This is a genomic window from Pseudomonas sp. HS6-2, from assembly GCF_049325675.2.
In the GTDB taxonomy this organism is placed as follows: domain Bacteria; phylum Pseudomonadota; class Gammaproteobacteria; order Pseudomonadales; family Pseudomonadaceae; genus Aquipseudomonas; species Aquipseudomonas putida_N.
In genome coordinates this window covers 4,233,994-4,256,033 of sequence record NZ_CM143906.1, presented here as the reverse complement: position 1 = coordinate 4,256,033, position 22,040 = coordinate 4,233,994, and the positions used below count along the sequence as shown (strand labels likewise).

The window sequence follows — 22,040 nt, the reverse complement described above, 5'->3', positions numbered from 1 at the left end:
CGTTCCTTCAAATCAGGGGGATAGGGCTCAGGAGGCGGGGCCGTCTTGTTCCAGTTGCTGGCGCCGTTGCTGCTGTTGGCGCTGCAGGATGTAGCGGGCCAGCAGTTGCCGTTGGGCATCGGTCATGTCGGTGAATTCCGTGCCGACCTCGAAATCGCCGTCCGGGCGCGGGTCGCAGTGGGTGACCTTGCCGCGCAGCAGCAGGCCGTGGGCGCGTGGCATCAGCACCATCTTCACCTTCACCCGGGTGCCGGGGGCGATCTGCTGGGGTTGCGCGAACTCGATGCCACCTTCGGAAATGATTACCCGCTGGGGTTGGCCGATTTCACCGAGCAGGGTTTGCGCGACCACTGCGCTGAGCAGGTCGAGGCGCTTGTTCTGCGCCCGCAGGAACGCCGCCAGGGTGCGGTCCTTCTCGCTCAGCTGGCGCAGCAGGTGCTGCGACTCGAAGTCGGACAGGTGCAGCTCGCTGAGCAGGTTGAACAGCGGTGAATCATCCTGCAACAGTTCTGCCTCAAGGGCTTCGGCCGCACTGAGGGGGCTGATTTCCAGTGCGATCCGATCTTCGATGCGGTAGTATTCGCGGCGATCTTCTTCGTCTAATGTCGTCATGGCGAACCCATGGTTGCGGCGGTGGTCCGAGTGTAAAGCCGCCGTAGGCGCCTCGCCACAAGGACGTTCCCTTTCATCCGAACAAGCCCCGACATGTTCAGACCTCTTTTCGCATTCATCGGTACGCGTTACACCCGTGCCAAGCGCCGTAACCACTTCGTCTCGTTCATTTCCCTGACCTCGATGATCGGCCTCGCCCTGGGCGTGGTGGTGATGATCGTGGTGCTCTCGGTCATGAACGGTTTTGATCACGAGATGCGTACCCGCGTGTTGGGCATGATCCCCCACGCCACGCTGGAGAGCGGCCAGCCGATCAACGACTGGTCTGCCCTTGCCCAACAAGTAAAGCAGAATCCGCAGGTGCTGGCGGTTGCCCCGTACACGCAGATGCAGGGCCTGCTGACCCATGACGGCAAGGTGCAGAAGGTGTTGCTCAATGGCATCGACCCGGCGCGCGAGCGCGAGGTGTCGATCATCGACAACTTCATCCAGCAAGGCAGCCTCGACAAGCTGGCGCCCGGCGAGTGGGGCATCATGATCGGCGACAAGGCCGCAGCCAAGCTGGGCGTCGCCATCGGCGACAAGCTGACCTTCGTCGCCCCCGAGGTCAGCGTGACCCCGGCCGGCATGTTCCCGCGCATGAAGCGCTTCACCGTGGTCGGCACCTTCCACGTTGGCGCGGGCGAGATCGACGGTTACCTGGGCCTGACTAACATCACCGACCTGTCCCGCCTGCACCGCTGGAAGCCGGACCAGGTCCAGGGCCTGCGCCTGAAGTTCGACGACCTGTTCCAGGCGCCGCGGGTGGCCTGGAGCATCGCCCAGCAGCTGGGCGACCAGGAGTACTACAGCCGCGACTGGACCCGTACCCACGGCAACCTGTACCAGGCGATCCGCATGGAAAAGGCCATGATCGGCCTGCTGTTGCTGCTGATCGTCGCGGTGGCGGCGTTCAACATCATTTCCACTCTGGTGATGGTGGTCAACGACAAGCGCGGCGATATCGCCATCTTGCGGACCCTGGGCGCCACGCCGGGGCAGATCATGCTGATCTTCATGGTCCAGGGCACGGTGATCGGGGTGATCGGCACCCTGATCGGCGCCGTGGTCGGGATCGTCGCCGCGCTGAACGTGAGCGCGGTGATCGCCGGCATCGAGAAACTGATCGGGCACAAGTTCCTCAACGCCGACGTCTACTTCATCGATTACCTGCCGTCGCAGATCCAGTCCCAGGACGTGTACATGGTCTGCGGTGCGGCGCTGGTCCTGAGTTTCTTCGCCACCCTGTACCCGGCCTGGCGTGCGGCCCGCACCCAGCCTGCAGAGGCGCTACGTTATGAGTGAGTCGCGCATGAGTGATAAAGCCGTTCTGAGTTGCCGCAACCTGGGCAAGTCCTACGACGAGGGCCCGGAGTCGGTGCAGGTACTGTCCGGGCTCAACCTGGAGCTGCATGCCGGTGAGCGCGTGGCCATCGTCGGCAGCTCCGGCTCCGGCAAGAGTACCTTGCTCAACCTGCTCGGCGGCCTCGACCGGCCGACCCAGGGCAGCGTATGGCTGGCCGGGGAAGAACTGTCGGCCCTCGGCGAGCGTGCGCGCGGCCTGCTGCGCAACCGCGAGCTGGGCTTCGTCTACCAGTTCCACCACCTGTTGCCAGAGTTCACCGCCATGGAGAACGTGTGCATGCCGCTGCTGATCGGCCGCACCGCCATTCCGCAGGCCCGTGAGCGTGCCGAAGCGCTGCTCAAGCGGGTCGGCCTGGGTCATCGTCTGCACCATAAGCCGGCCGAACTGTCCGGTGGCGAGCGCCAGCGGGTGGCGATCGCCCGTGCCCTGGTAAACCGCCCGGGCCTGGTGATGCTCGACGAGCCGACCGGCAACCTCGACCACCACACCGCTCAGGGCATCCAGGAACTGATGCAGGAGTTGTCCAGTGCGTCGCGCACCGCCTTCCTGGTGGTGACCCACGACCTCAACCTGGCACGCCAGATGGACCGCGTACTGAAGCTCGACGACGGCCACCTGGTGGCGATCTGACCGAGTGCACGGGGTGGCGATGCCACCCCGTTTTCCCGTTTTAATTGGGTGTTTCCAACATGTTCAGACCCTTGCCCATCTTCATTGGCGCGCGCTACACCCGGGCCAAGCGCCGCAACCACTTCATCTCGTTCATTTCGATGACCTCGATGATCGGCCTGTCGCTGGGCGTGCTGGCGATGATCGTGGTGCTGTCGGTGATGAACGGCTTCCAGCGCGAAATGAGCTCGCGCATTCTTGGCCTGGTGCCGCATGCCTCGATCCTTGGCGTGCAGCCGCTGGACGACTGGCGCACGGCGGCCGACGCTGCGTTGCAGAACCCGGCTGTGATGGCCGCGGCGCCGATCACCGAGATGGAAGGCATGCTTTCGTACAAAGGGGCGATGCAGCCGATCCAGGTCAGCGGCATCGACCCGGCCGAGGAAGACAAGGTCTCGATCGTCGGCCAGCATATTGTTCAGGGCCGCCTGCAGAACCTGCAGCCGGGCGAGTACGGCGTGGTCATCGGCGAACTGACCGCGCGGCGCTTCCGCCTCAACACTGGCGACAAGCTGACCCTGATCGTGCCGGAAATCAGCAAGGAACCCGGCGGTATCACCCCGCGCATGCAGCGCCTGACTGTGGTTGGCATCTTCAAGGTCGGTGCCGAGCTGGACGGCTCGCAGGCCTACATGCATGTGGCAGATGCCGGCGAAATGCAGCGCTGGGCACCTGGCCAGGTACAGGGTGTGCGCCTGAAGCTGCATGACCTGTACGCAGCACCGCAGGTGTCCAAGGCAATCGCTGCGGGCTTGGGCGATGGCTACCGCGCCGATGACTGGTCGCACACCCAAGGGAGCCTGTTCAGCGCGATGAAGATGGAAAAGACCATGATCGGCCTGTTGCTGCTGATGATCATTGCGGTGGCGGCATTCAACATCATCGCCACCCTGGTGATGGTGGTGAACGACAAGGGGCCGGACATCGCCATCCTCCGTACCCTGGGTGCCACGCCTGCGCAGATCATGGGTACGTTCATGGTTCAGGGCAGCCTGATCGGCATTGTCGGCACCTTGATCGGCGGGGTGCTCGGGGTGATTGCCGCGCTCAATGTCAGCCAGATCGTCGGCTGGCTGGAGCGGGTGAGCGGGCAGCACATCTTCACTTCCGATGTTTACTTCGTCAGCAGCTTGCCGTCCGAACTGCAGGGCGGGGATGTGCTGATGATCTGTGCTGCCGGGTTGGTGATGAGCTTCCTGGCGACCATCTATCCGGCGTATCGGGCATCGCAGGTTCAGCCGGCGATTGGCCTGGCGGTCTGAGCCATCCAGCCAGGGCCTCTTCGCGGGGCAAGCCCGCTCCTACAGGTAACGCATTTCCCTGTAGGAGCGGGCTTGCCCCGCGATGGGCTGCAAAGCAGCCCCCCGTTTCACCGGATTTCAGGCAGCTCGATCACGAACTTTGTCCAGCCGTCCCCGCATTGCGCCCGAATACTCCCGCCATGGGCCTGCACGATCGATCGGGTAATCGCCAACCCCAACCCGGCATGCTCACTACTCCCTTCCCGCCGCGCCGGGTCCACCCGGTAGAAACGATCAAACAGGCGCGGTAACGCCGCCGCTTCGATTGCCGTCCCGGTATTGGCCACGCAAATCCGCAAGCCCGGCTCCAGCGTCACCCGTATCTGCCCGCCCGGCGGCGTGAAGCGCAAGGCATTGTCGAGCAGGTTGGACAGCGCCCGTCGCAGCATATGCCGATCCCCCTGCAAGACCGCCTCGCCTTCGCGCAGCAACTGCACCTCATTGTCCTCGGCCAACGGCGCGTAATATTCCAGCAGCGCGTCCACGTCATCGTGCAAGGCCAGCGCCGCCTGCCCCGGCACCAGCAGGCCGTGGTCGGCCTTGGCGAGGAACAGCATGTCGTTGATCATCTGCGCCATCCACTGCAGTTCTTCGAGGTTGCCATGCAGTGCTTCGCGGTATTCCTCCAGGCTGCGCGGGCGGGTGAGGGTGACCTGGGTGTGGGTCAGCAGGTTGGACAGCGGCGTGCGCAGCTCGTGGGCGATGTCGGCGGAGAACGCCGACAGGCGCTGGAAGGCGTCGTCCAGGCGTTGCAGCATGGCGTTCACGGTGGTGGCCAGTTCCGCCAGCTCCTCGGGCATTTGCACCACCGGCAGACGGGTGGTCAGTGAGCGCGCCGACACGCTGTTGGCCACCTGGCCCATCTGGCGCAGTGGGCGCAGGCCGCTGCGCGCGGCCCAGGCACCCAGCAGCGCAGTGGCCAGGGCCGACAGCCCGACGGTGAGCCAGATCAGGCGCTGCATGCCTTGCAGGAAGTGCTGGTGATGGGTGATGTCGAGAAACAGTGTCAGTTGCGCAGCCGTCTGATCGTCCGCCGGCACTGCCAGGCTTCGATAATCGACGCCGTCTGCGTACAGGGTCGTCAGCCCGGGCGTTGACGGTGTGTCTGGCAGGCCGTCGCGGCTGGCAAACCAGATCGCGCCGTCGCGGCCGTCGATGCGCAGCGCCAGGTCAGCCTGGTGGCTGAGCTCGTTGCGCAAGGCTGGCAAACGGCTCTGCAGATCGTCAGGGCCCTTCAGGCCGGCGAGCTGGCTGCGAAACAGGGACAGGCGCGATTCCAGCAGTTGCTGGTCCAGTTCGACGAAATGCTGCTCGCTGGCACGGTTGAACAGCAGCCCCGCACCCAGCGACACGGTGGCGGTACAGGCGGCAAACAGCAGTGCCAGACGCGTGCCGAGGGAAAGCCGGCGCATCAGTCCTGGCGCTCTTCGAGCACGTAGCCCATGCCGCGCACGGTATGGATCAGCTTGTTCGGGTGCGGGTCGTCGATCTTCAGGCGCAGGCGGCGTACCGCCACTTCGATCACGTTGGTGTCGCTGTCGAAGTTCATGTCCCACACTTGCGAGGCAATCAGCGACTTGGGCAGCACCTCGCCCTGGCGGCGCAGCAGCAGTTCGAGCAGGGCGAACTCCTTGGCGGTCAGGTCGATGCGTGTGCCGGCCCGTTCGGCGCGCCGGCGAATCAGGTCCAGGCGCAGGTCGGCCAGGATCAGGGTGGTGTCCTGGCTGGGGCTGGCGCCGCGGCGCAGCAGGCTGCGTACCCGGGCCAGCAGTTCGGAGAAGGCGAACGGCTTGACCAGGTAATCGTCGGCGCCCAGTTCCAGGCCGTGCACGCGGTCTTCGACGGCGTCGCGGGCGGTGAGGAACAGCACCGGGGTATCCAGCCCGGCAGTGCGCACGGCCTGCAGAATCTGCCAGCCATCACGCCCGGGCAGCATCACGTCCAGGATCAGCAAGTCGTGGTCGCCGGTCAGGGCCAGGTACTGGCCGGTCTCGCCGTCGGTAGCCAGTTCGGTGGCGAAGCCGGCTTCACTCAGGCCCTGGCTCAGGTACTGGCCGGTGCGGGCCTGGTCTTCGACGATCAGCAGTTTCATGAGGCTCCTACAGGGTCGGGTGATGGCTGAAATGATACGTGACGATGTGCCTGCTCGCCCAAGCTGACAAAGTTGTAATCTTCCCGTCAGCTAACCGCCAGCCGTGCCTTTCTAGAGTGGTCTCATCCCGCTGTGATCTTTGGAGTCATCATGAAACACCTGTTCATCGCCGCCGCTTTGGCCCTGGTCAGCCTGCCCGCCCTGGCCGGCGAGGCGAAAACCTTCGCTTTCGGCGAGCCCGCCCCGGCAGTCAAGGCCACTCGCACTGTCGAGGTAGTGCTCAAGGACATCGCCTTCGAGCCCAAGAGCCTGCAGGTGAAAGCCGGTGAGACCGTGCGTTTCGTGCTGATCAACGAAGGCAAGTTGCCCCATGAGTTCAACCTCGGTGACAAGGCCATGCATGCTGAACACCAGAAGGAAATGATCGCCATGCAGGGCAAGATGTACAACGCTGCCATGCAGCATGAGGGCATGGACCATTCGCAGATGGGCCATGCTCCGATGACCCCTGGCCAGATGGACCACGGTGCCCATGGCCATGGCGGTGGCAACACCGTACTGGTGCAGCCTGGCCAGCGCGCCGAACTGACCTGGACCTTCCGCAAGTCGGCACCGATTGAATTCGCCTGCAACGTGCCGGGGCATTATCAGGCCGGTATGGTCGGGGAGCTGACCATCGAGTGACTGGCACTCCAAGGCGGGGTGCAAAACCGGTAGACTAGGGGCAATTTCGAACCTCCAGGTCAGTTTCCATGCATCCCGCCGCCGAACATTCTCCGCTGGGCAAGTCCAGCGAATACATCGCCACCTACACGCCTTCGTTGCTGTTCCCGATCCCGCGTACGGCCAAGTGGGCTGAGCTGGGCGTGACTGCCCAGACCTTGCCGTGGCAGGGCGTGGATTACTGGAACTGCTTCGAGCTGTCGTGGTTGCTGCCCTCGGGCAAACCGGTGGTGGCCATCGGTGAGTTCGCCATTCCGGCCGATTCGCCGAACATCATCGAGTCGAAGTCCTTCAAGCTCTACCTCAACTCGTTGAACCAGACCGTATTCGCCTCGATCGGCGAGCTGCAGGCGTGCCTGGAGAAGGACCTGTCGGCGGCCGCTGGCAAGCCAGTTGGCGTGCAGGTGCGCACCCTGGCGGAGGTGGAGGCGCAGGGCGTGGTTGCCTTGCCCGGGGAATGCATCGATGCGCTGGATGTGGCGATCGACAACTACGAGCAACCGCAACCTGAATTGCTGAGCTGCAACCCGGAGCGCATGGTCGAAGAGACGGTGCACAGCCACCTGCTCAAGTCCAATTGCCCGGTGACCGGCCAGCCAGACTGGGGCAGCGTGGTGGTGGAGTACAAGGGCAGGGCGCTGGACCATGCCAGCCTGCTGACCTACCTGATCAGCTTCCGCCAGCACGCCGACTTCCATGAGCAGTGCGTGGAGCGGATCTACCTGGACTTGAAGAACCTGCTGCAGCCTGAGCACCTGACCGTGTATGCGCGGTATGTGCGCCGCGGCGGGCTGGATATCAACCCATACCGCAGCACCGGGGCGATTAGCCCGGCGAACCTGCGACTGGTTCGCCAGTAAGTTCTATGTAGCTGGGGCCGCAAAGCGGCCCCGGTCGTTTCAGATACCCATGCTGTGCAGCGAGTTGGCAATGCTGCGCAGGGTGGCGGTCAAATCCGGGTGGTCGGCCTCGAAGCGTTCGATCGCCAGGTTCACCCCGTCGACCACGTTGTTGTCCGGCGTGGCTTCCTCGAGCTTCAACTGCGCTTCGATCTGCCTGGCTTCTTCGTGCAGGGCGGCCAGTTCTTCATCCGTAAGCGGTACGTTGCGGTCCAGTTGCTCGCGCAGGCTGTTCAAGCGCTCTTGCAATTCGCGGGCAGGCATTGGCTTTTCTCCATCAATGGCTTGGCAAGGCATGGACCTCAGCGAAGCGGCAAAGGTTCTCGCCTGTCTCCTAGCGTAATCCACTCGCTGGCGCTTTGCATGATCCGCATCAATGGTGCTGTGTCAGGGTTTTTCGCCCTTGCTGCAGCGCAGCGCGATGTCGGCAAGGCAGGTATCCAGTTCATCGAGGTGGTCGATTACCGAATGCACGCCCAGGCTGAACAGGGCCAGCGTGGCCTTGCCGCGGGCCAGATCCTGCTCTTGCTGGGTCATGGCCTGCCATTGCCTGGAGGAGAGGTCGCACGACGGGCTGCAGGCCGCCAGCCCCACTGTCCACAAGCCGGCGTTGAGGCCTGACTGCAAGAGCTTGGGCTCACCGCTGACCAGCACGCAACCTTCCAGGCGTTCGCTGTCCAGGCTCATCAAGGCCTGCCAGCAGGCATTCGGCGCCGGCCAGCGCACGCCGTTGACCGAGTGACCTGGCAACCAGTCTGGTAACACGGTGGCCAGGCGCCTGCTTTGCAAGCTGCTCAAGTCGTCCAGCCAGATGCACGGCACCTGCGCATGGCGCAGGCCAGCCAGCGTTTCGAGGGCGCCAGGGGCGGGCAGGGGGCTGCCGTCGGTGGCCTGGACCAGGCAGCCGCGCAGGCCGAACAGCACAGCGGTAATGGCGGGTGCAGCGAGCATGGTAACGTCCCTGAAATAATCCGCAGGCTATTCGACGATTGTTACCGTGCTGTGACGGGCAACAGTTGTTCACAATTTATTGAGCAAAAATGTGTAAAGCTGTTTATCAGCGTGCAAGGCTCTATACTGCCGCAGTACAGCAGCGCCCCGTTGCGCTTGCGGCCGAGAATTTCGATGGAGAAACATCTATGCGTAGGATCGGTGCCGGTGTGATCGAGCGAGTCACCCAGGCCTTTGTCTGCGCCAGCTTGCTGCTGGCGCCCATGGCAGCCACTCAGGCCGCCACCGAGGAAGATCCTTGGGAAGCGGTCAACCGACCGATTTTCCGTTTCAACGATACGATCGATACCTATGGCCTCAAGCCATTGGCCAAGGGCTACCAGTGGGTCACCCCGCAGTTCTTGCAGGATGGCATCCACAACATGTTCAACAACGTCGGGGATGTCACCAACCTGGCCAACGACGTGCTGCAATTCAAGCCCCATGCAGCGGGCGTGGATACCGCGCGGCTGATCGTCAATACCGTGTTCGGCCTTGGCGGCTTCTTTGACGTCGGCACCAAGATGGGCCTGCAGCGCAACGACGAAGACTTCGGCCAGACCCTCGGTCGCTGGGGCGTGCCCAGCGGCCCGTACGTCGTGATCCCGCTGCTCGGCCCGAGCACCGTGCGGGACGGCCTGGCCAAGTACCCCGACACCTATACCGAACCCTACCGCTACATCAACGATGTACCGGTGCGTAACTCGATCTTCGCCCTGAACGTGGTCGACACCCGGGCCAGCCTGTTGTCGGCCGAGAAGCTGATTCAGGGTGACAAATACATCTTCATCCGCAATGCCTATCTGCAGAACCGCGAGTTCAAGGTCAAGGATGGCGAAGTCGAAGACGACTTCTGATCCGTGCAGGCATGAAAACGGCGACCTTCGGGTCGCCGTTTTTGTTACCGCTCAATGCATGGCCAGGATGCGAAGGCCGAGTTTCTGCTGCCCATCGGGTTGATCGGCGATCCACACCACCTCGGTGCTGGTGTGCAGGCCCTTGAGGGCCGGGTGATCGGAGTCGATGCGCACCTCCAGGTGGTCACCGACTTTGAATTGCTGCGGCGCCTGGACCTGCATGCCGCCGCTGGAAAGGTCCAGGCACACCGCCGCGATGACCTGCCCCTCATGCAGCAGGCTGACCTCGGTGTCGATGCGCATGCGGATGAAATCGCGTTTCTCGCTGTGGTTGGAGGGTGTATGAGGCATGCTGCATCCTTCCCAATAGGTTGTACTGGTTGGCGTTTTTATAACTCTCGGTGATTTACCCTGTAAAGAGCAGCGTACTCGACCGACGTATGCTTGAAACGCCTTGCGGATGGGAGTACCGTCTGCGCCTTACGAGGTATCTCGACTGGTTGCCTGGGCCGCGTTCTTGGCCTACAACTCAAGTAGAGCGTTACCACAGAGTATTCCAGCAGTTGGATGTCAGCCTTGCTGGCACCCCTGCACCCACCCAAATCGGCGCCGTTCGCCCACATGCAGAAAATCAGTGCAACGCTGCTGATCATCGATGATGACGACGTGGTCCGTGCGAGCCTCGCCGCCTATCTGGAAGACAGTGGCTTCAGCGTCCTCCAGGCCGGTAATGGCCAGCAGGGGCTCCAGGTCTTCGAAGAACACCAGCCCGACCTCGTGATCTGCGATCTGCGCATGCCGCAGATGGGCGGCCTCGAACTGATCCGCCAGATCAGCGAGCGCGCACCGCAGTTGCCGGTGATCGTGGTGTCGGGTGCCGGCGTGATGAGCGATGCGGTCGAGGCCTTGCGCCTGGGCGCTGCCGACTACCTGATCAAGCCGCTGGAAGACCTCGCCGTGCTCGAACACTCGGTACGCCGGGCGCTTGACCGTTCGCGCCTGGTGCTGGAAAACCAGCGCTACCGCGACAAGCTGGAAGCGGCCAACCGTGAACTGGAAGCCAGCCTGCACCTGTTGCAGGAGGACCAGACCGCTGGTCGCCAGGTGCAGATGAACATGCTGCCGGAAAGCCCCTGGAAGCTCGGCGAGTTCTCTTTCGAGCACCAGATCATCCCGTCGCTGTACCTGTCGGGTGATTTCGCCGACTACTTCCGTGTGGATGAGCGGCGCATAGCCTTCTACCTGGCCGATGTCTCCGGGCACGGTGCATCATCGGCGTTCGTCACGGTGTTGCTGAAGTTCATGACCACGCGGCTGTTGTTCGAATTCAAGCGCAGCAGCAAGCTGCGCGAGTTCAAGCCTTCGGAAGTGCTCAGCCACATCAACCGCGGGCTGATCAACTGCAAGTTGGGCAAGCACGTGACCATGGTCGGTGGTGTGATTGATGAAGAAACCGGCCTGCTGACCTACGCCGTGGGCGGCCACCTGCCGCTGCCGGTGCTGTATACCCCGGGCCAGGCCCGCTACCTGGAAGGCCGCGGCCTGCCGGTGGGGCTGTTCGACGAGGCGACCTACCAGGACCTGGTGATCGAGCTGCCGCCGCAGTTCAGCCTGAGCTTGATGTCCGATGGCATTCTGGACCTTTTGCCGGGGCATACGCTCAAAGATAAAGAAGCTGCTTTGCCGGAGATCGTCAATGCAGCGGGTGGTAGCCTGGATGGGCTGCGCCAACGATTTGGATTGGCTACGCTTGGGGAGATGCCGGATGATATCGCCCTATTGGTGTTGAGCAGGAACCTTCAATGAGTACCGGTAGAATCCAGTTCGCCGAGCAGAGCGGTACCTTTGTACTGAAATTCGTCGGTGAAGTGCGTCTGACACTGTGTTCGGCGCTGGATGCGACGATCGAGAAGATTTTCACCGCGCTGAACTTCTCGACCATCGTCATCGACCTGACCGAAACCGAGAGCATCGACAGCACCACCTTGGGCCTGCTGGCCAAGCTGTCGATCCTGTCGCGGCAGAAGGTGGGCCTGTTGCCGACCGTGGTTACCACCAACCCGGACATTTCGCGCCTGCTGCAATCCATGGGCTTCGACCAGGTGTTCAACATCGTCGACCGCCCGGTGCCACGCCCAGAGTGCCTGACCGATCTGCCGTCGCAGGATCAGAACGAGGATGTGGTGCGCTCCAAGGTGCTGGAGGCGCACAAGATCCTCATGGGGCTCAATGACTCCAACCGCGAAGCCTTCCATGACCTGGTGAATGCGCTGGAGCGGACCTGATCCCTTTCGGTATGACACGGTCATTGTAGGAGCGGGCTTGCCCCGCGAAAGGGCCACCAGTTCATACCCAGATCGCATCCCAGTGTGGGTAGTCCCCCGACCGCGTCACCAGTCCAGCCCTTATCGGATTGGCAATAATGTACCTGGCGACTTCCTGCACATGCTCTTTTCGGCGTAGCGCTCGGTCGTAATACCCTGCTTGCCATATTTTGCGGCGCGCCATGCCAGCTTGATAAAGCGCATGGCTACTGCATGATTTGAACCGGCGCATCAGATGGCACAGGGTTCCAGTTTGCAGTTCAATCAGCCAATGCACATGGTCAGGCATGACGACCCACGCCAAAGATTGGGTCAGTCCATCACTATCAGTTTTCCGCAGTTGATGAATGACGGCGCGGGCAAAGCGCATCTGAGTAAAGATGCGTTGTCGCTGATAGGTGACAGTGGTGAGCAGGTAAAGCTCGCCCGGTTGAGAAAAGCGGCCACGGCGCAGGAGGTGGTTGTGGGCACGATCCATGTGATATCCCTTGATGAGCGTTCAAGCGAAACATAGTTCAGGTAGCCGTGGCGTGAAGCAGGTAATGGTTGCTGGATATTGGTTGCCAGTACTGGCCCTTTCGCGGGGCAAGCCCGCTCCTACAGGATTCGCGTGGTCGCCAGGTGACATTTAATCCCGCTGCGCAAACTCGGTCGCCTCACTGCCATCCGCACTCAGCTGGAACACCCGCGCCGGCCGCCCTTGCTCATCGAACAGCACCTGCCCCAACCCCGCCCCATTCCACAGCCGCTCCCCGGCCTTGCTGCGGCTGGGCGTGAGTGGCACCACCTCCATCTGCCGGCGCTTGGTGAACCAGTTCAGTGGTGATCGTGGCGAATACAGCCAGCGGTTGAGCCGGTCCAGCACGTCCAGCAAGCGCCGTGGGAACTCGTTCTTGATCCCGCTGCTGGTCACCTGCCACAGATGCGGGCTGCGTTGGCGGTGGCGGATCAGCACCTCGTAGACGAACGAATAGTGCACGTCGCCCGAGAGGATCACGTAGTGCCCCGGTGTGCGTGAATGGCGGAAGATGTTCAGGATCACCTGCGCCGCGCCACGGTGGGCCATCCAGTTTTCGGCATCCACCAGCAACGGGTAGCCCAGCCAGCTGAACACCTTCTGCACGGTCTCGATCAGCTTGACGCCAAAGATCGGTGCCGGTGACACGATGATTGCCGAGGGGTGGTCCAGCAGCGCCTGCTGCAGCTCGCACAGCGCTTCCCAGTCGAGCAGGCCGGACGGCTTGCCCAGGTCGCTTTCGCTGCGCCAGCGGCGGGTGCGGGTGTCCAGCACCAGCAGCGGCGGCTCGCTGGGCAGGCTGTACTGCCAGCCCTGGAAGCGCAACAGCTCGCCGATCAGCTCATCCTGCTGCCGGGTTAGCGTCTGGCACTGGCTGACCAGTATGTTGCAGCCATCCGGGTCGTTGCCCCAAGCCTGGCACAGCAGATAGCCCAGCAGCGCATTGCCGATGATCCGCCGCGAGAAGGGGTTGCCGTAAGCGGTTTCTTCCCATTGCGCCGAGAGGTTCCAGTCGTCGGTGATGTCGTGGTCGTCGAAGATCATCAGGCAGGGCAGGTGGGCCATCACCCGTGCCACGTCGCTCAGGCTGGCGGCGAAGGCCTCGATCAGCGGCAGTTCCTCGCGGTAGCGCGCCTGGTCTTGCTGGCTCAGGCCGCTAGGCATGCCCAGGTCTACCAGGCGCCAGGGCGCGGGCGCCCACACCAGCAGATACATGGCCATGACCTCGGCGAAGGTCACCAAGTGGTTGTCGGCGTTGCTGGAGGAGAAGATCGGCTTGCGCTTGCCGCCGAAGAAGCGCTCGCGCAGGGTTTCGTTGCCCTGCTGGGCGGGCAACAGGTCGGCGCGATGGTAGTAGCTGGCCGGGTGGCTGTAGAGCGTTTGGCTGTCGGTGACCACCGCGCCGTCCAGCGATTCGTCGAACAGCCCCAGGCGTTCGATCAGTGAATGGATGGCGCGCAGCATCGGGCCGGCGACGTCGTCGGTATAAATCTGGTCGCCTGTCATCAATAGCACGGCGGGGCGGTCTTCCGGTCGTTGGCAGGTTTGTAGCAACCGGTCAGCGCAGAGCAGGCCGTCGGCGGCCGGGTGATGCGGCTTGCGGCAGGACCCATGCAGCACCTGGTCAAGGCGGTCGCGCAGCACCAGGCTGGGGCGATGGCTGCCAGGGTAAAGCAGGTGCGGGGCCCAGTCGGCGATGCCCAGGCCATCGATCAGCAGCTCGTAGGCGATGGCGACGTTGCGCGGCAGGGGCTCGGCGAAGTGAATGTCCAGCAGGTGAATGAAGGCGTGCTGGCCGACAGCAACGACTTGGCAATCGACCTTGGCGGTGCCGTCGAGGATGAATTCGGGCTGCAGGGGTTGGCTGCCGACCAGCCAGATGGCTAGCCTTTGCGGTTCCAGGCGGCGCATTACCGGGCCGGCGAGTACGAGGGGCAATGGGGATGAGGTCATTTTGCCTTTGAGTTCAGAACGCATTCATAGCCCGCTGAAACAAAACGGGCGGAAAATGCTGAACATTTCCCGCCCGTCTGGCAAACCTTAGATGTATCAGGCTTTTTCAGCCATCAACTTCTCGAGCTTTTCCTGATCGCGGGCAAACTGGCGAATGCCTTCAGCCAGTTTCTCGGTGCCCATGGCATCTTCGTTCATCGCCCAGCGGAACTGGCTTTCGTTCAGCACCTGCTTGGCCTCACCGGCATTGCCCGGCTTGAGAATCCGCGGCAGCTCGCCCTGGTCACTGCCCAGCTTGTCCAGCAGGTCCGGGCTGATGGTCAGGCGATCGCAGCCGGCCAGCTGTTCGATCTGGCCGAGATTGCGGAAGCTGGCGCCCATGACCACGGTGTCGTAGCCATTGGTCTTGTAATAGTTGTAGATGCGCGTGACCGACTGCACACCCGGGTCTTCGGCGCCGACGTAGTCCTGGCCGGTGCTTTTCTTGTACCAGTCGTAGATACGGCCCACGAACGGCGATATCAGGAACACGCCAGCGTCGGCGCAGGCCTGGGCCTGGGCGAAGGAGAACAGCAGGGTCAGGTTGGTCTGAATGCCTTCCTTTTCCAGCTTTTCGGCGGCGCGGATGCCTTCCCAGGTGGAGGCCAGCTTGATCAGCACGCGGTCTTTCGATACCCCGGCGGCTTCGTACAGGCCGATCAGCTGACGTGCCTTGTTCAGCAGCGCCGGCTCATCGAACGACAGGCGCGCATCCACCTCGGTGGAAATTCGCCCCGGAATGACCTTGAGAATGCCCGCGCCCACGGCCACGGCGAACTTGTCGCAGGCCAGGTCGACATTGCCCTTGGCATCGGCCTTCACCTGCTTGAGCAGCTCGGCATAGCCCGGCATGGCGGCGGCCTTGAGCAGCAGCGACGGGTTGGTGGTGGCATCGACCGGCTTGAGGCGGGTGATGGCATCCAGGTCCCCGGTGTCGGCAACCACGGTGGTGAACTGCTTGAGTTGTTCCAGCTTGGAGGTCATGGGCGTGCTCTGTCCTGTGCATTTACTCGACATTACCCGAGGCCCGACGGGCGCTCAAGAGGCCAGTGGGGCAGGGCAGAATTGCCGAAGGTGATGATTCGAGTCAGCAGCTGGCGCGAGGTTCCCTGAGGGCTCGCCTTGAGTGTTTTAGCGCCTGTGGGATCGAGCGCCGCCCGCGCGGCGCTCGATCCCACAGGCGCTGAAGATATTGTGGCAAGCACCTGTCAGACTCGCCGCAACCCCAACCTCACCGCCCTTGCATCAACTCCGCCGCCTGATCGAACACCTTCAGCGGCTCCGCCGCCTTGTGAATATCCGCCGACAACAATTGGCGGAACCGTCGCGCCCCCGGGAAACCCTGGCCAAGCCCCAGAATATGCCGGGTGATGTGATGCATCGCGCCACCACTCTCCATGTGCGCCACGATATAAGGCCGCAACTGCTCCAGTGCCTCGCTGCGGCTCACCACCGGCGCTTGGCTGGCAAACAGTTGCTGATCCACCTCGGCCAGCAGGTAAGGGTTGTGGTACGCCTCACGCCCCAGCATTACGCCATCGAAGGTCTCAAGGTGCGCCTGGCATTCCGCCAGGGTCTTGATCCCGCCATTGAGCACGATCTCCAGGTCTGGGAAGTCCGCCTTCAACTGCGCGGCCACGTCGTAGCGCAGCGGCGGGATCTCGCGGTTCTCCTTCGGCGACAGGCCCTCGAGAATCGCAATGCGCGCATGCACGGTAAAGCTCCGGCAGCCGGCCTCACGCACCTGGCCAACGAAATCGCACAGCTCGGCATAGCTGTCGCGGCCATTGATGCCGATGCGGTGCTTCACCGTCACCGGCGTGGATACCGCATCCTGCATGGCTTTCACGCAATCGGCCACCAGTGCCGGATGGGCCATCAGGCAGGCACCGATCATGTTGTTCTGCACCCGGTCGCTCGGGCAGCCGACGTTGAGGTTGACCTCGTCGTAGCCGGCTTCCTCGGCCAGCTTGGCGCAGGCGGCCAGGTCGGCCGGCACACTGCCGCCCAGCTGGAGGGCCAGCGGGTGCTCGGAGACGTCGTGGCGCAGGAAACGGTGCGCGTCGTTGTGCAGCAGGGCACCGGTGGTGACCATTTCGGTGTAGAGCAGGGTTTGCTTGGAGAGCAGGCGCAGGAAGAACCGGCAATGACGGTCCGTCCAGTCCATCATGGGAGCCACGCTGAAGCGTCTGGACGGCTCAGCGCGCGTGGTATCTGGCTTAGCGCCTGATTTTGCAGTGATTTCGTTCAACGTGTTTCGTACCGATTTTCGGGGGTTTTGGGGCGTTTTTACCAAGCGCTTGTTGCAATGTACCAATCGAATCAGGACGTGTACCAATTCTCATGGCAACGATCAGACCCCGCAAGAAGGCCGACGGCTCCATCAGCTACACAGCTCAGATCCGCATCAACCGCGATAAGGTGACAGTCTACCAAGAGAGCCAGACGTTCGCCCGCAAACAGGCGGCGGTGGCCTGGGCGAAGCGACGGGAAACCGAGTTGGCGGAGCCTGGTGCAATCGAGCGGGCCAGCCGGGTAGGGCACACGGTCAAGCAGATGATCGATCGCTACCTAGTCGAGGCCGAGAAAGCCCGGCCGTTGGGCGATACGAAGCGCCGCACGTTGAATGCCATCAAGAACAGCTACCTGGGGGAGAAGGTGGATTCTGACCTCACCCAGCAGGTGCTGGTGGACTATGCGCTGTGGCGCATGAGTCCTGAAGGTGGAGGCATTAAACCGCAGACTGCCGGCAATGACCTGGCGCACCTGGGGTCGGTGCTGTCCCTCGCCAGGGCGGCGTGGGGGTATGAGATTGACGCGCAAGCAATGCCAGATGCGCGTCTGGTGCTGAAGAAGTTCGGCTACAACCTGAAGAGCCGAGAGCGGGATCGGCGTCCTACGCTCGATGAGATCGATAAGGTGATGGAGCACTTCTTCGAGATGTTGCAGCGGCGTCCGAGCGTCATCCACATGCCCAAGGTAGTAGCGTTCGCGATTTTTTCGACCCGCCGAATGGACGAGATCACACGCATACGGTGGGAAGATCTCGATGAGCACCGGCAGGCAGTGAAGGTGCGGGACATGAAAAACCCCGGTCAGAAGATCGGCAACGATGTCTGGTGTTACTTGCCGGATGAAGCGTGGATCATCGTGCAGAGCATGCCCAGAGAATGTCGCGAGATATTTCCTTACAACACGGATTCAATCGGTACAGCCTGGTCGAAGGCATGCAAGATGAAAGGGATAGAGGATCTGCACTTCCACGACTTGCGTCACGAAGGGGTGAGTCGGTTGTTTGAAATGGACTGGGACATACCGAGGGTCTCAAGTGTATCTGGTCACCGTGATTGGAACTCGCTGCGGCGGTATACCCATTTGCGTGGGCGAGGTGATGGGTATAAAGGCTGGAAGTGGATGGATCAGATCATTCAGGCCCCGGTTAAACTCGGCGCCCGGGCGGAGTAGGCGGGTGGGTAACGATGCTACCTCTATAAGCGCTTACAAGTGGTAGGCATCGGCTTTGGGTCGATTGCGGTCAGTCGAGTACGGCTGCTTTCGACCCATAGCTGACGGACATCCTAGCTTCTATTCGCTTCAGCACGCCTGGAGCCAGCAGTGCCAGTACGTTGTTGGATAGGATTTCCACTGCCCGACAAACCAAGTGCTTACATCTGCGGCGGCCAGTTGTGTGTTTCACTCTGGCAGTCACGGCACCATGCGTACAGTGCGTCGTAGAGCGCCAGGCCTTGCTTCAGCATTTCTTGGTCATCCGCGTAGCAGCGTGAAAGCCCCAACGAAATGGCGTAGAGGCCCGCGGATTGAGGCGTTAGGTCGAGCCGTGACGTGTCAGCCCCGCGAACGATTTCTGCCAGCCTGGCCAGAGCAGGATCATCAAGTTGGTACTTCCTGAGGAATGCATCGAAGCTGCACAGCGGCCCGACATGGCTCAACTCAACCCCTGGAATGTCATAGGGCGTGGCGCCTTCATCATTTGCCACACGCAGGACCTCGCTGCTGGGGACGTAGAGGAACATCGGGGCTGGATCGATGAACCGCTGTATGAGCCAAGGACAGGCAATACGATCGATCTTCGGACGTTCACGCGTTACCCATTTCATTGGACGCCTCCCGCCGGCAGACAATGAGTCATGAAATGCCGGCCGATGGTACTGGCCGGCTGTTGGTTTCAAACACGCAACAGATGGACTGCCAGACCAGCCAGGGCGCAGGCAAACAGTACTTGGATTACACCCCGTTTGAAGCGGAACAAGGCAATCGCAGCAGCAACCGCGATCACCGCCGACGGCCAGTCAAAAGCCCCACTGAAACCCTTTGGCCAAAGCACGTGGTAGCCGAAGAACATAGCGAGGTTCAGGATCACCCCCACCACAGCGGCGGTGATGCCTGTCAGCGGGGCGGTGAATTTCATCTCGTTGTGAGTCGACTCCACCACCGGGCCACCGGCAAGGATGAAGATGAACGAAGGCAGGAAGGTGAACCAAGTGACGAGGCTCGCCGCGATCGCGCCGGCAAGGAATGAGTGTTCCGCACCGAACATCGAATGCACATAGCCACCGACGAAGCCGACGAAGGCAACGACCATGATCAGTGGCCCAGGCGTGGTTTCCCCCAAGGCGAGGCCATCGATCATCTGGGTTGGCGTCAGCCAACCGTAATGCCCAACAGCTCCCTGATAGACATAGGGCAGCACAGCGTAGGCACCGCCGAAGGTCATCAGGGCGGCCTTGGTGAAGAACCAGCCCATCTGCGTCAGCGTGCCCTCCCAGCCAAACGAGAGCGTCAGCAGCCCCATAGGCAGGATCCAGAGCCCAGCAGCGATCAGCAACAGGCGTACTAGGTGACCCCATCTGAAACGTGCATGTTCAGGTGTTGGGGTATCGTCATCGATCAGGGCCGGGCCATAGCTGTTCTTCGCCACCCCATGACCGCCACCGATCACGAATTTGCTTGGGGCGAAGCGCCCCCCCGCATAGCCAATGATGGCGGCAACCAGCACGATCAGCGGGAACGGCATGTTGAGGGCGAAGATGGCCACGAACGAGGCCCCGGCTATGGCCCACAGCCAACCATTCTTCAACGCTCGCGAACCAATTCGGTGGGCAGCATGGACGACAATGGCCGTGACCGCCGGCTTGATGCCATAGAAGATCCCCGCGACTACCGGCACCTCGCCAAAGGCGACGTAGACCCAGGACAAACCGATCAGGATGAACAGCGAAGGCAGCACGAACAATGCGCCGGCAATCACCCCGCCCCAGGTGCGGTGCATGAGCCAGCCGATGTATGTGGCGAGCTGCTGAGCCTCAGGACCAGGTAGTAACATGCAGTAATTCAGCGCATGCAGAAAGCGCTTCTCACTAATCCACCGCCTACGCTCGACCAACTCCTGGTGCATGATCGAGATTTGTCCGGCAGGCCCGCCAAAGCTGATGAAACCTAGCTTGAGCCAGAACAGGAAGGCTTCATAGAGGCCGATCGGCTGCTGAGTCGCTTGCGATGGCGGCTGTTCACTCACTGCTGAAGTGGTATCAACCATTTTGGGTTTCCTCACTTGCGAAAGCCGTCAGGAGGCCATCGAAGATGCCTCCGGCGACCGTTGTCAGTTGATCGTCATCGCCAATGCTCTCTCTCAAGCCGGCGAGGACACGCTCGATGCCTGGTGCTTCGGAAGGTTGGACGCCCCCCACATCCAGGTAGTGGATGACGCCTGCCAGGCGTGCCAGGCCTGGCTGCTGAACACAAAAGCTCTCGATAAGGGTTTCGAAGGAAACCCGCTGGCCAACGTGGCTGAACCTGGCCCCATCAAAATCAAAGCCGAGCGCATCGCTTGGGCAGTCGCTGGGACTGTCCAACCAAATGAATTGGGCGTCTGCATCGATGAAGCGACGGATCAGCCAGGCACATGCCAATCGATCCACCCACGGGCGTTTTCGCGTTGCCCATCGGCGACCTTGGTATTCGCTGCGCTCCAGCTGATTGACGGCCTCATCGTGCGCACTTGGCTCATCGGAGGACAGTGCACGGCTAATCGCGGTTTCAAGCTCCTGTAGGGCCGAGTCGGTTTGTTTCTTGAACACACCTGGGAAGAAGTCGATCGCCGCCAACTGGCCGAAGGCCTTCCTGAGCTTGCGCACCTGCCGGGCTATCTGCAGCGCATTATACGGGGACAAGTCAGCTCGGCAGCCTGCAATTTCCTCCATCAGCTTGGCGTACTCATCGCTTCTGTCGAATAGCCCGCTGAAGCGCTCCTCGCGTTCAGGCAGCGACAGCAGAAATGCCGTTCCGTTGATGGCCAACACATCTCGCTCCACGGCTTCGAGCGTTTCTCGGCCTGCGCACTGTTCTGGCAGCAGGTAAACACCATCACGCAGCACAGCTGCACCAGAGGCCTTCAGCGTCCTCCAGGCGCGCATACGCTCGGTGGCATTGGCCGTCGGCAGCCCAAGGATCAGTAGCGACCAATAAATCATGTAGAGTATTCAACGTAAAATGTATGTTTCTCTACACTACTCTAGGTCTAATAAGAAGCAAGGGGTATTCATCGAGTGTGCTGAATAGCAGGGAGTCGCTTTGACGATGCTCTTCCCACGGCATGCGCAACCTGCAAAGGCAAATTGCTTTGCCCAAGCCTTACATCCTCAGGATCAAGTTGCTCAGGAATGACCGCTATGGGTCGTTAGCTGCCCTCGCCAAAGTCCGGTCCGGATTGATCGTCGACGATGTCGACGGCCACCGGCACCTGGCCAGGCGAGGTGCAATTTCCCGGTTATAGGGCATCACCAAGCTCTCGGACAAGCTGCCGGAAGTGGTGATGGGGCTGGGAGCCCTGGCGGCTGCGGTTGGGGCGTTGGGTTACCGGCGTGGAGGCAAGGCGGAGGCAGCTCAAGCCGATGTCGCTCTGCCCAAGACGGGTATTCCGGTGGTAGATGTGGGCTTGGACGCACTGGGCAAGGTGCTTGGCGCCCCGGCCAGCAATGACGCCGGCCCAGTGGTTGGCAATGATCCGCAACGGGTGTTCGTGGTGAACGCGAACGCAATCGGCCGTGTTGGTGAGAGCAGCATCGGGGCGGGAACGGCAGAGCAACCTGGGAGCCGCCGCGCGCGTCGGCGTCGTCGTCGGGTTGCGGCCAAGTTGTCTCGGTCGCGGCCAAGCGTGCCAGCTCCTCGAGCAGTAGCCTCGGCTCCAGCTTCGGTTCCGGTGGCCCGTCCGCCAAAAGCGTTGGTACCCACGTTGACACTGGCGGAGCAACTGCCGAAACCTGCGGTTCAACTGCCTGTTCATGGCGCTCAGGCGCTGGCCGGTGCGGCTTCCCCTGAGCTTGGACGCCTGGGGCAGATGGTTCGTGGCGTGCGCGGTGTCACCCGGTACATCGGCAAACTGCCGGGTGGCAAGTTTGCGGACGCCATTCCCGGTGTGCTCGACACTGCAGTCAATGCTGAAACGCGTGACGAGAAGGCAGAAGGGTATGGCGGCGCGGCAGTCGGCATGGCCGGCGCCTGGGCAGGTGCTTCGGTGGGGGCTGCAATCGGTTCGGCTGTGCCAGTCATCGGTACCGCGATTGGCGGGGCGATTGGCATGGCCATCGGTGGTATCGGTGGCGAAGCGCTCGGCGGGTGGCTGAGTAAGAAACTGTTCGG

Annotated in this window: 22 protein-coding genes; 9 read left to right on the top strand and 13 right to left on the bottom strand. The window is 62.0% G+C overall.

Features of this window, described 5'->3' with window-relative positions; translation table 11 throughout:
- Positions 1-27: 27 nt before the first annotated feature.
- Entirely contained in the window at positions 28-612 is a 585-nt protein-coding gene (locus tag ACOKS3_RS19880; RefSeq protein WP_103449831.1) for a PilZ domain-containing protein, read from the bottom strand.
- A gap of 93 nt (positions 613-705) precedes the next feature.
- Here ACOKS3_RS19880 and ACOKS3_RS19875 point away from each other — a divergent pair, with 93 nt between their 5' ends.
- From ACOKS3_RS19875 to ACOKS3_RS19865, 3 genes are read left to right on the top strand one after another with little or no spacing between them, the layout of a single operon-like run.
- Positions 706-1,956 (top strand): lipoprotein-releasing ABC transporter permease subunit, encoded by a 1,251-nt coding sequence (locus tag ACOKS3_RS19875; RefSeq protein WP_103449832.1) that lies wholly within the window; start codon positions 706-708, stop codon positions 1,954-1,956.
- Positions 1,957-1,963: 7 nt separating this feature from the next.
- A complete protein-coding gene (gene lolD / locus ACOKS3_RS19870; protein ID WP_181004551.1) occupies positions 1,964-2,647 on the top strand; it encodes a lipoprotein-releasing ABC transporter ATP-binding protein LolD in 684 nt (227 codons plus the stop codon).
- Positions 2,648-2,706: 59 nt separating this feature from the next.
- Entirely contained in the window at positions 2,707-3,948 is a 1,242-nt protein-coding gene (locus ACOKS3_RS19865) for a lipoprotein-releasing ABC transporter permease subunit (protein ID WP_422764147.1), read from the top strand.
- A 107-nt stretch (positions 3,949-4,055) separates the two neighbouring features.
- Here ACOKS3_RS19865 and ACOKS3_RS19860 read toward each other — a convergent pair whose 3' ends face one another.
- Together ACOKS3_RS19860 and cinR are read right to left on the bottom strand one after the other, a co-directional pair.
- Positions 4,056-5,399 carry a heavy metal sensor histidine kinase gene (locus tag ACOKS3_RS19860; RefSeq protein WP_422764149.1) on the bottom strand — a complete coding sequence of 448 codons (1,344 nt, stop codon included), beginning with the start codon at positions 5,397-5,399 and terminating at the stop codon, positions 4,056-4,058.
- The gene (cinR, locus tag ACOKS3_RS19855; protein WP_103449835.1) at positions 5,399-6,079 is read right to left on the bottom strand and encodes a two-component system response regulator CinR; all 681 of its coding nucleotides are present in this window, start codon (positions 6,077-6,079) and stop codon (positions 5,399-5,401) included. The genes ACOKS3_RS19860 and cinR overlap by 1 nt, the downstream gene beginning before the upstream one ends.
- Before the next feature lie 150 nt (positions 6,080-6,229).
- Between cinR and ACOKS3_RS19850 the strand changes: the two genes are divergently transcribed.
- Both ACOKS3_RS19850 and queF read left to right on the top strand, forming a co-directional pair.
- The gene (locus ACOKS3_RS19850; protein WP_422764150.1) at positions 6,230-6,763 is read left to right on the top strand and encodes a cupredoxin domain-containing protein; all 534 of its coding nucleotides are present in this window, start codon (positions 6,230-6,232) and stop codon (positions 6,761-6,763) included.
- Between the two features lie 68 nt (positions 6,764-6,831).
- Entirely contained in the window at positions 6,832-7,662 is an 831-nt protein-coding gene (gene queF / locus ACOKS3_RS19845) for an NADPH-dependent 7-cyano-7-deazaguanine reductase QueF (protein WP_103449837.1), read from the top strand.
- A gap of 39 nt (positions 7,663-7,701) precedes the next feature.
- Here queF and ACOKS3_RS19840 read toward each other — a convergent pair whose 3' ends face one another.
- Both ACOKS3_RS19840 and ACOKS3_RS19835 read right to left on the bottom strand, forming a co-directional pair.
- Complete coding sequence (locus tag ACOKS3_RS19840) at positions 7,702-7,965, bottom strand: DUF4404 family protein (protein ID WP_103449838.1); 264 nt, start codon at positions 7,963-7,965, stop codon at positions 7,702-7,704.
- A gap of 123 nt (positions 7,966-8,088) precedes the next feature.
- Positions 8,089-8,652: a phosphonoacetaldehyde phosphonohydrolase-related protein gene (locus ACOKS3_RS19835; protein WP_103449839.1), complete on the bottom strand. Its 564-nt coding sequence runs from the start codon at positions 8,650-8,652 to the stop codon at positions 8,089-8,091.
- A 188-nt stretch (positions 8,653-8,840) separates the two neighbouring features.
- Between ACOKS3_RS19835 and ACOKS3_RS19830 the strand changes: the two genes are divergently transcribed.
- On the top strand, positions 8,841-9,548 hold the full coding sequence (locus ACOKS3_RS19830) for an MlaA family lipoprotein (RefSeq protein WP_103449840.1): 708 nt from the start codon (positions 8,841-8,843) through the stop codon (positions 9,546-9,548).
- A 51-nt stretch (positions 9,549-9,599) separates the two neighbouring features.
- Here ACOKS3_RS19830 and ACOKS3_RS19825 read toward each other — a convergent pair whose 3' ends face one another.
- A complete protein-coding gene (locus tag ACOKS3_RS19825) occupies positions 9,600-9,899 on the bottom strand; it encodes a PilZ domain-containing protein (RefSeq protein WP_422764152.1) in 300 nt (99 codons plus the stop codon).
- Between the two features lie 270 nt (positions 9,900-10,169).
- On the opposite strand from ACOKS3_RS19825, the gene rssB reads away from it, so the two are divergent.
- Entirely contained in the window at positions 10,170-11,354 is a 1,185-nt protein-coding gene (gene rssB / locus ACOKS3_RS19820; protein ID WP_103449909.1) for a two-component system response regulator RssB, read from the top strand.
- Positions 11,351-11,833, top strand: a complete 483-nt coding sequence (rssC, locus tag ACOKS3_RS19815) for an anti-sigma factor antagonist RssC (RefSeq protein WP_027919583.1) — start codon at positions 11,351-11,353, stop codon at positions 11,831-11,833. The genes rssB and rssC overlap by 4 nt, the downstream gene beginning before the upstream one ends.
- 61 nt (positions 11,834-11,894) lie before the next feature.
- On the opposite strand, the gene ACOKS3_RS19810 is transcribed toward rssC, so the two are convergent.
- From ACOKS3_RS19810 to dusA, 4 genes are all read right to left on the bottom strand, one after another.
- Positions 11,895-12,350, bottom strand: a complete 456-nt coding sequence (locus ACOKS3_RS19810; RefSeq protein WP_103449842.1) for an REP-associated tyrosine transposase — start codon at positions 12,348-12,350, stop codon at positions 11,895-11,897.
- 150 nt (positions 12,351-12,500) lie between these two features.
- Positions 12,501-14,342: an alkaline phosphatase D family protein gene (locus tag ACOKS3_RS19805; protein ID WP_422764153.1), complete on the bottom strand. Its 1,842-nt coding sequence runs from the start codon at positions 14,340-14,342 to the stop codon at positions 12,501-12,503.
- A 96-nt stretch (positions 14,343-14,438) separates the two neighbouring features.
- Positions 14,439-15,365, bottom strand: a complete 927-nt coding sequence (gene tal / locus ACOKS3_RS19800; protein WP_103449844.1) for a transaldolase — start codon at positions 15,363-15,365, stop codon at positions 14,439-14,441.
- Positions 15,366-15,612: 247 nt separating this feature from the next.
- Positions 15,613-16,623 carry a tRNA dihydrouridine(20/20a) synthase DusA gene (gene dusA, locus ACOKS3_RS19795; protein WP_422764158.1) on the bottom strand — a complete coding sequence of 337 codons (1,011 nt, stop codon included), beginning with the start codon at positions 16,621-16,623 and terminating at the stop codon, positions 15,613-15,615.
- Between the two features lie 101 nt (positions 16,624-16,724).
- Here dusA and ACOKS3_RS19790 point away from each other — a divergent pair, with 101 nt between their 5' ends.
- Positions 16,725-17,846 (top strand): site-specific integrase, encoded by a 1,122-nt coding sequence (locus ACOKS3_RS19790; RefSeq protein ID WP_422764154.1) that lies wholly within the window; start codon positions 16,725-16,727, stop codon positions 17,844-17,846.
- A 200-nt stretch (positions 17,847-18,046) separates the two neighbouring features.
- Here ACOKS3_RS19790 and ACOKS3_RS19785 read toward each other — a convergent pair whose 3' ends face one another.
- From ACOKS3_RS19785 to ACOKS3_RS19775, 3 genes are all read right to left on the bottom strand, one after another.
- Positions 18,047-18,499, bottom strand: a complete 453-nt coding sequence (locus tag ACOKS3_RS19785; protein WP_422764155.1) for a chromate resistance protein ChrB domain-containing protein — start codon at positions 18,497-18,499, stop codon at positions 18,047-18,049.
- Between the two features lie 68 nt (positions 18,500-18,567).
- The gene (chrA, locus tag ACOKS3_RS19780; RefSeq protein WP_463581453.1) at positions 18,568-19,938 is read right to left on the bottom strand and encodes a chromate efflux transporter; all 1,371 of its coding nucleotides are present in this window, start codon (positions 19,936-19,938) and stop codon (positions 18,568-18,570) included.
- Entirely contained in the window at positions 19,931-20,872 is a 942-nt protein-coding gene (locus tag ACOKS3_RS19775; protein WP_422763927.1) for a chromate resistance protein ChrB domain-containing protein, read from the bottom strand. Before ACOKS3_RS19775 ends, chrA begins: the two co-directional genes overlap by 8 nt.
- Positions 20,873-22,040 lie beyond the last annotated feature (1,168 nt).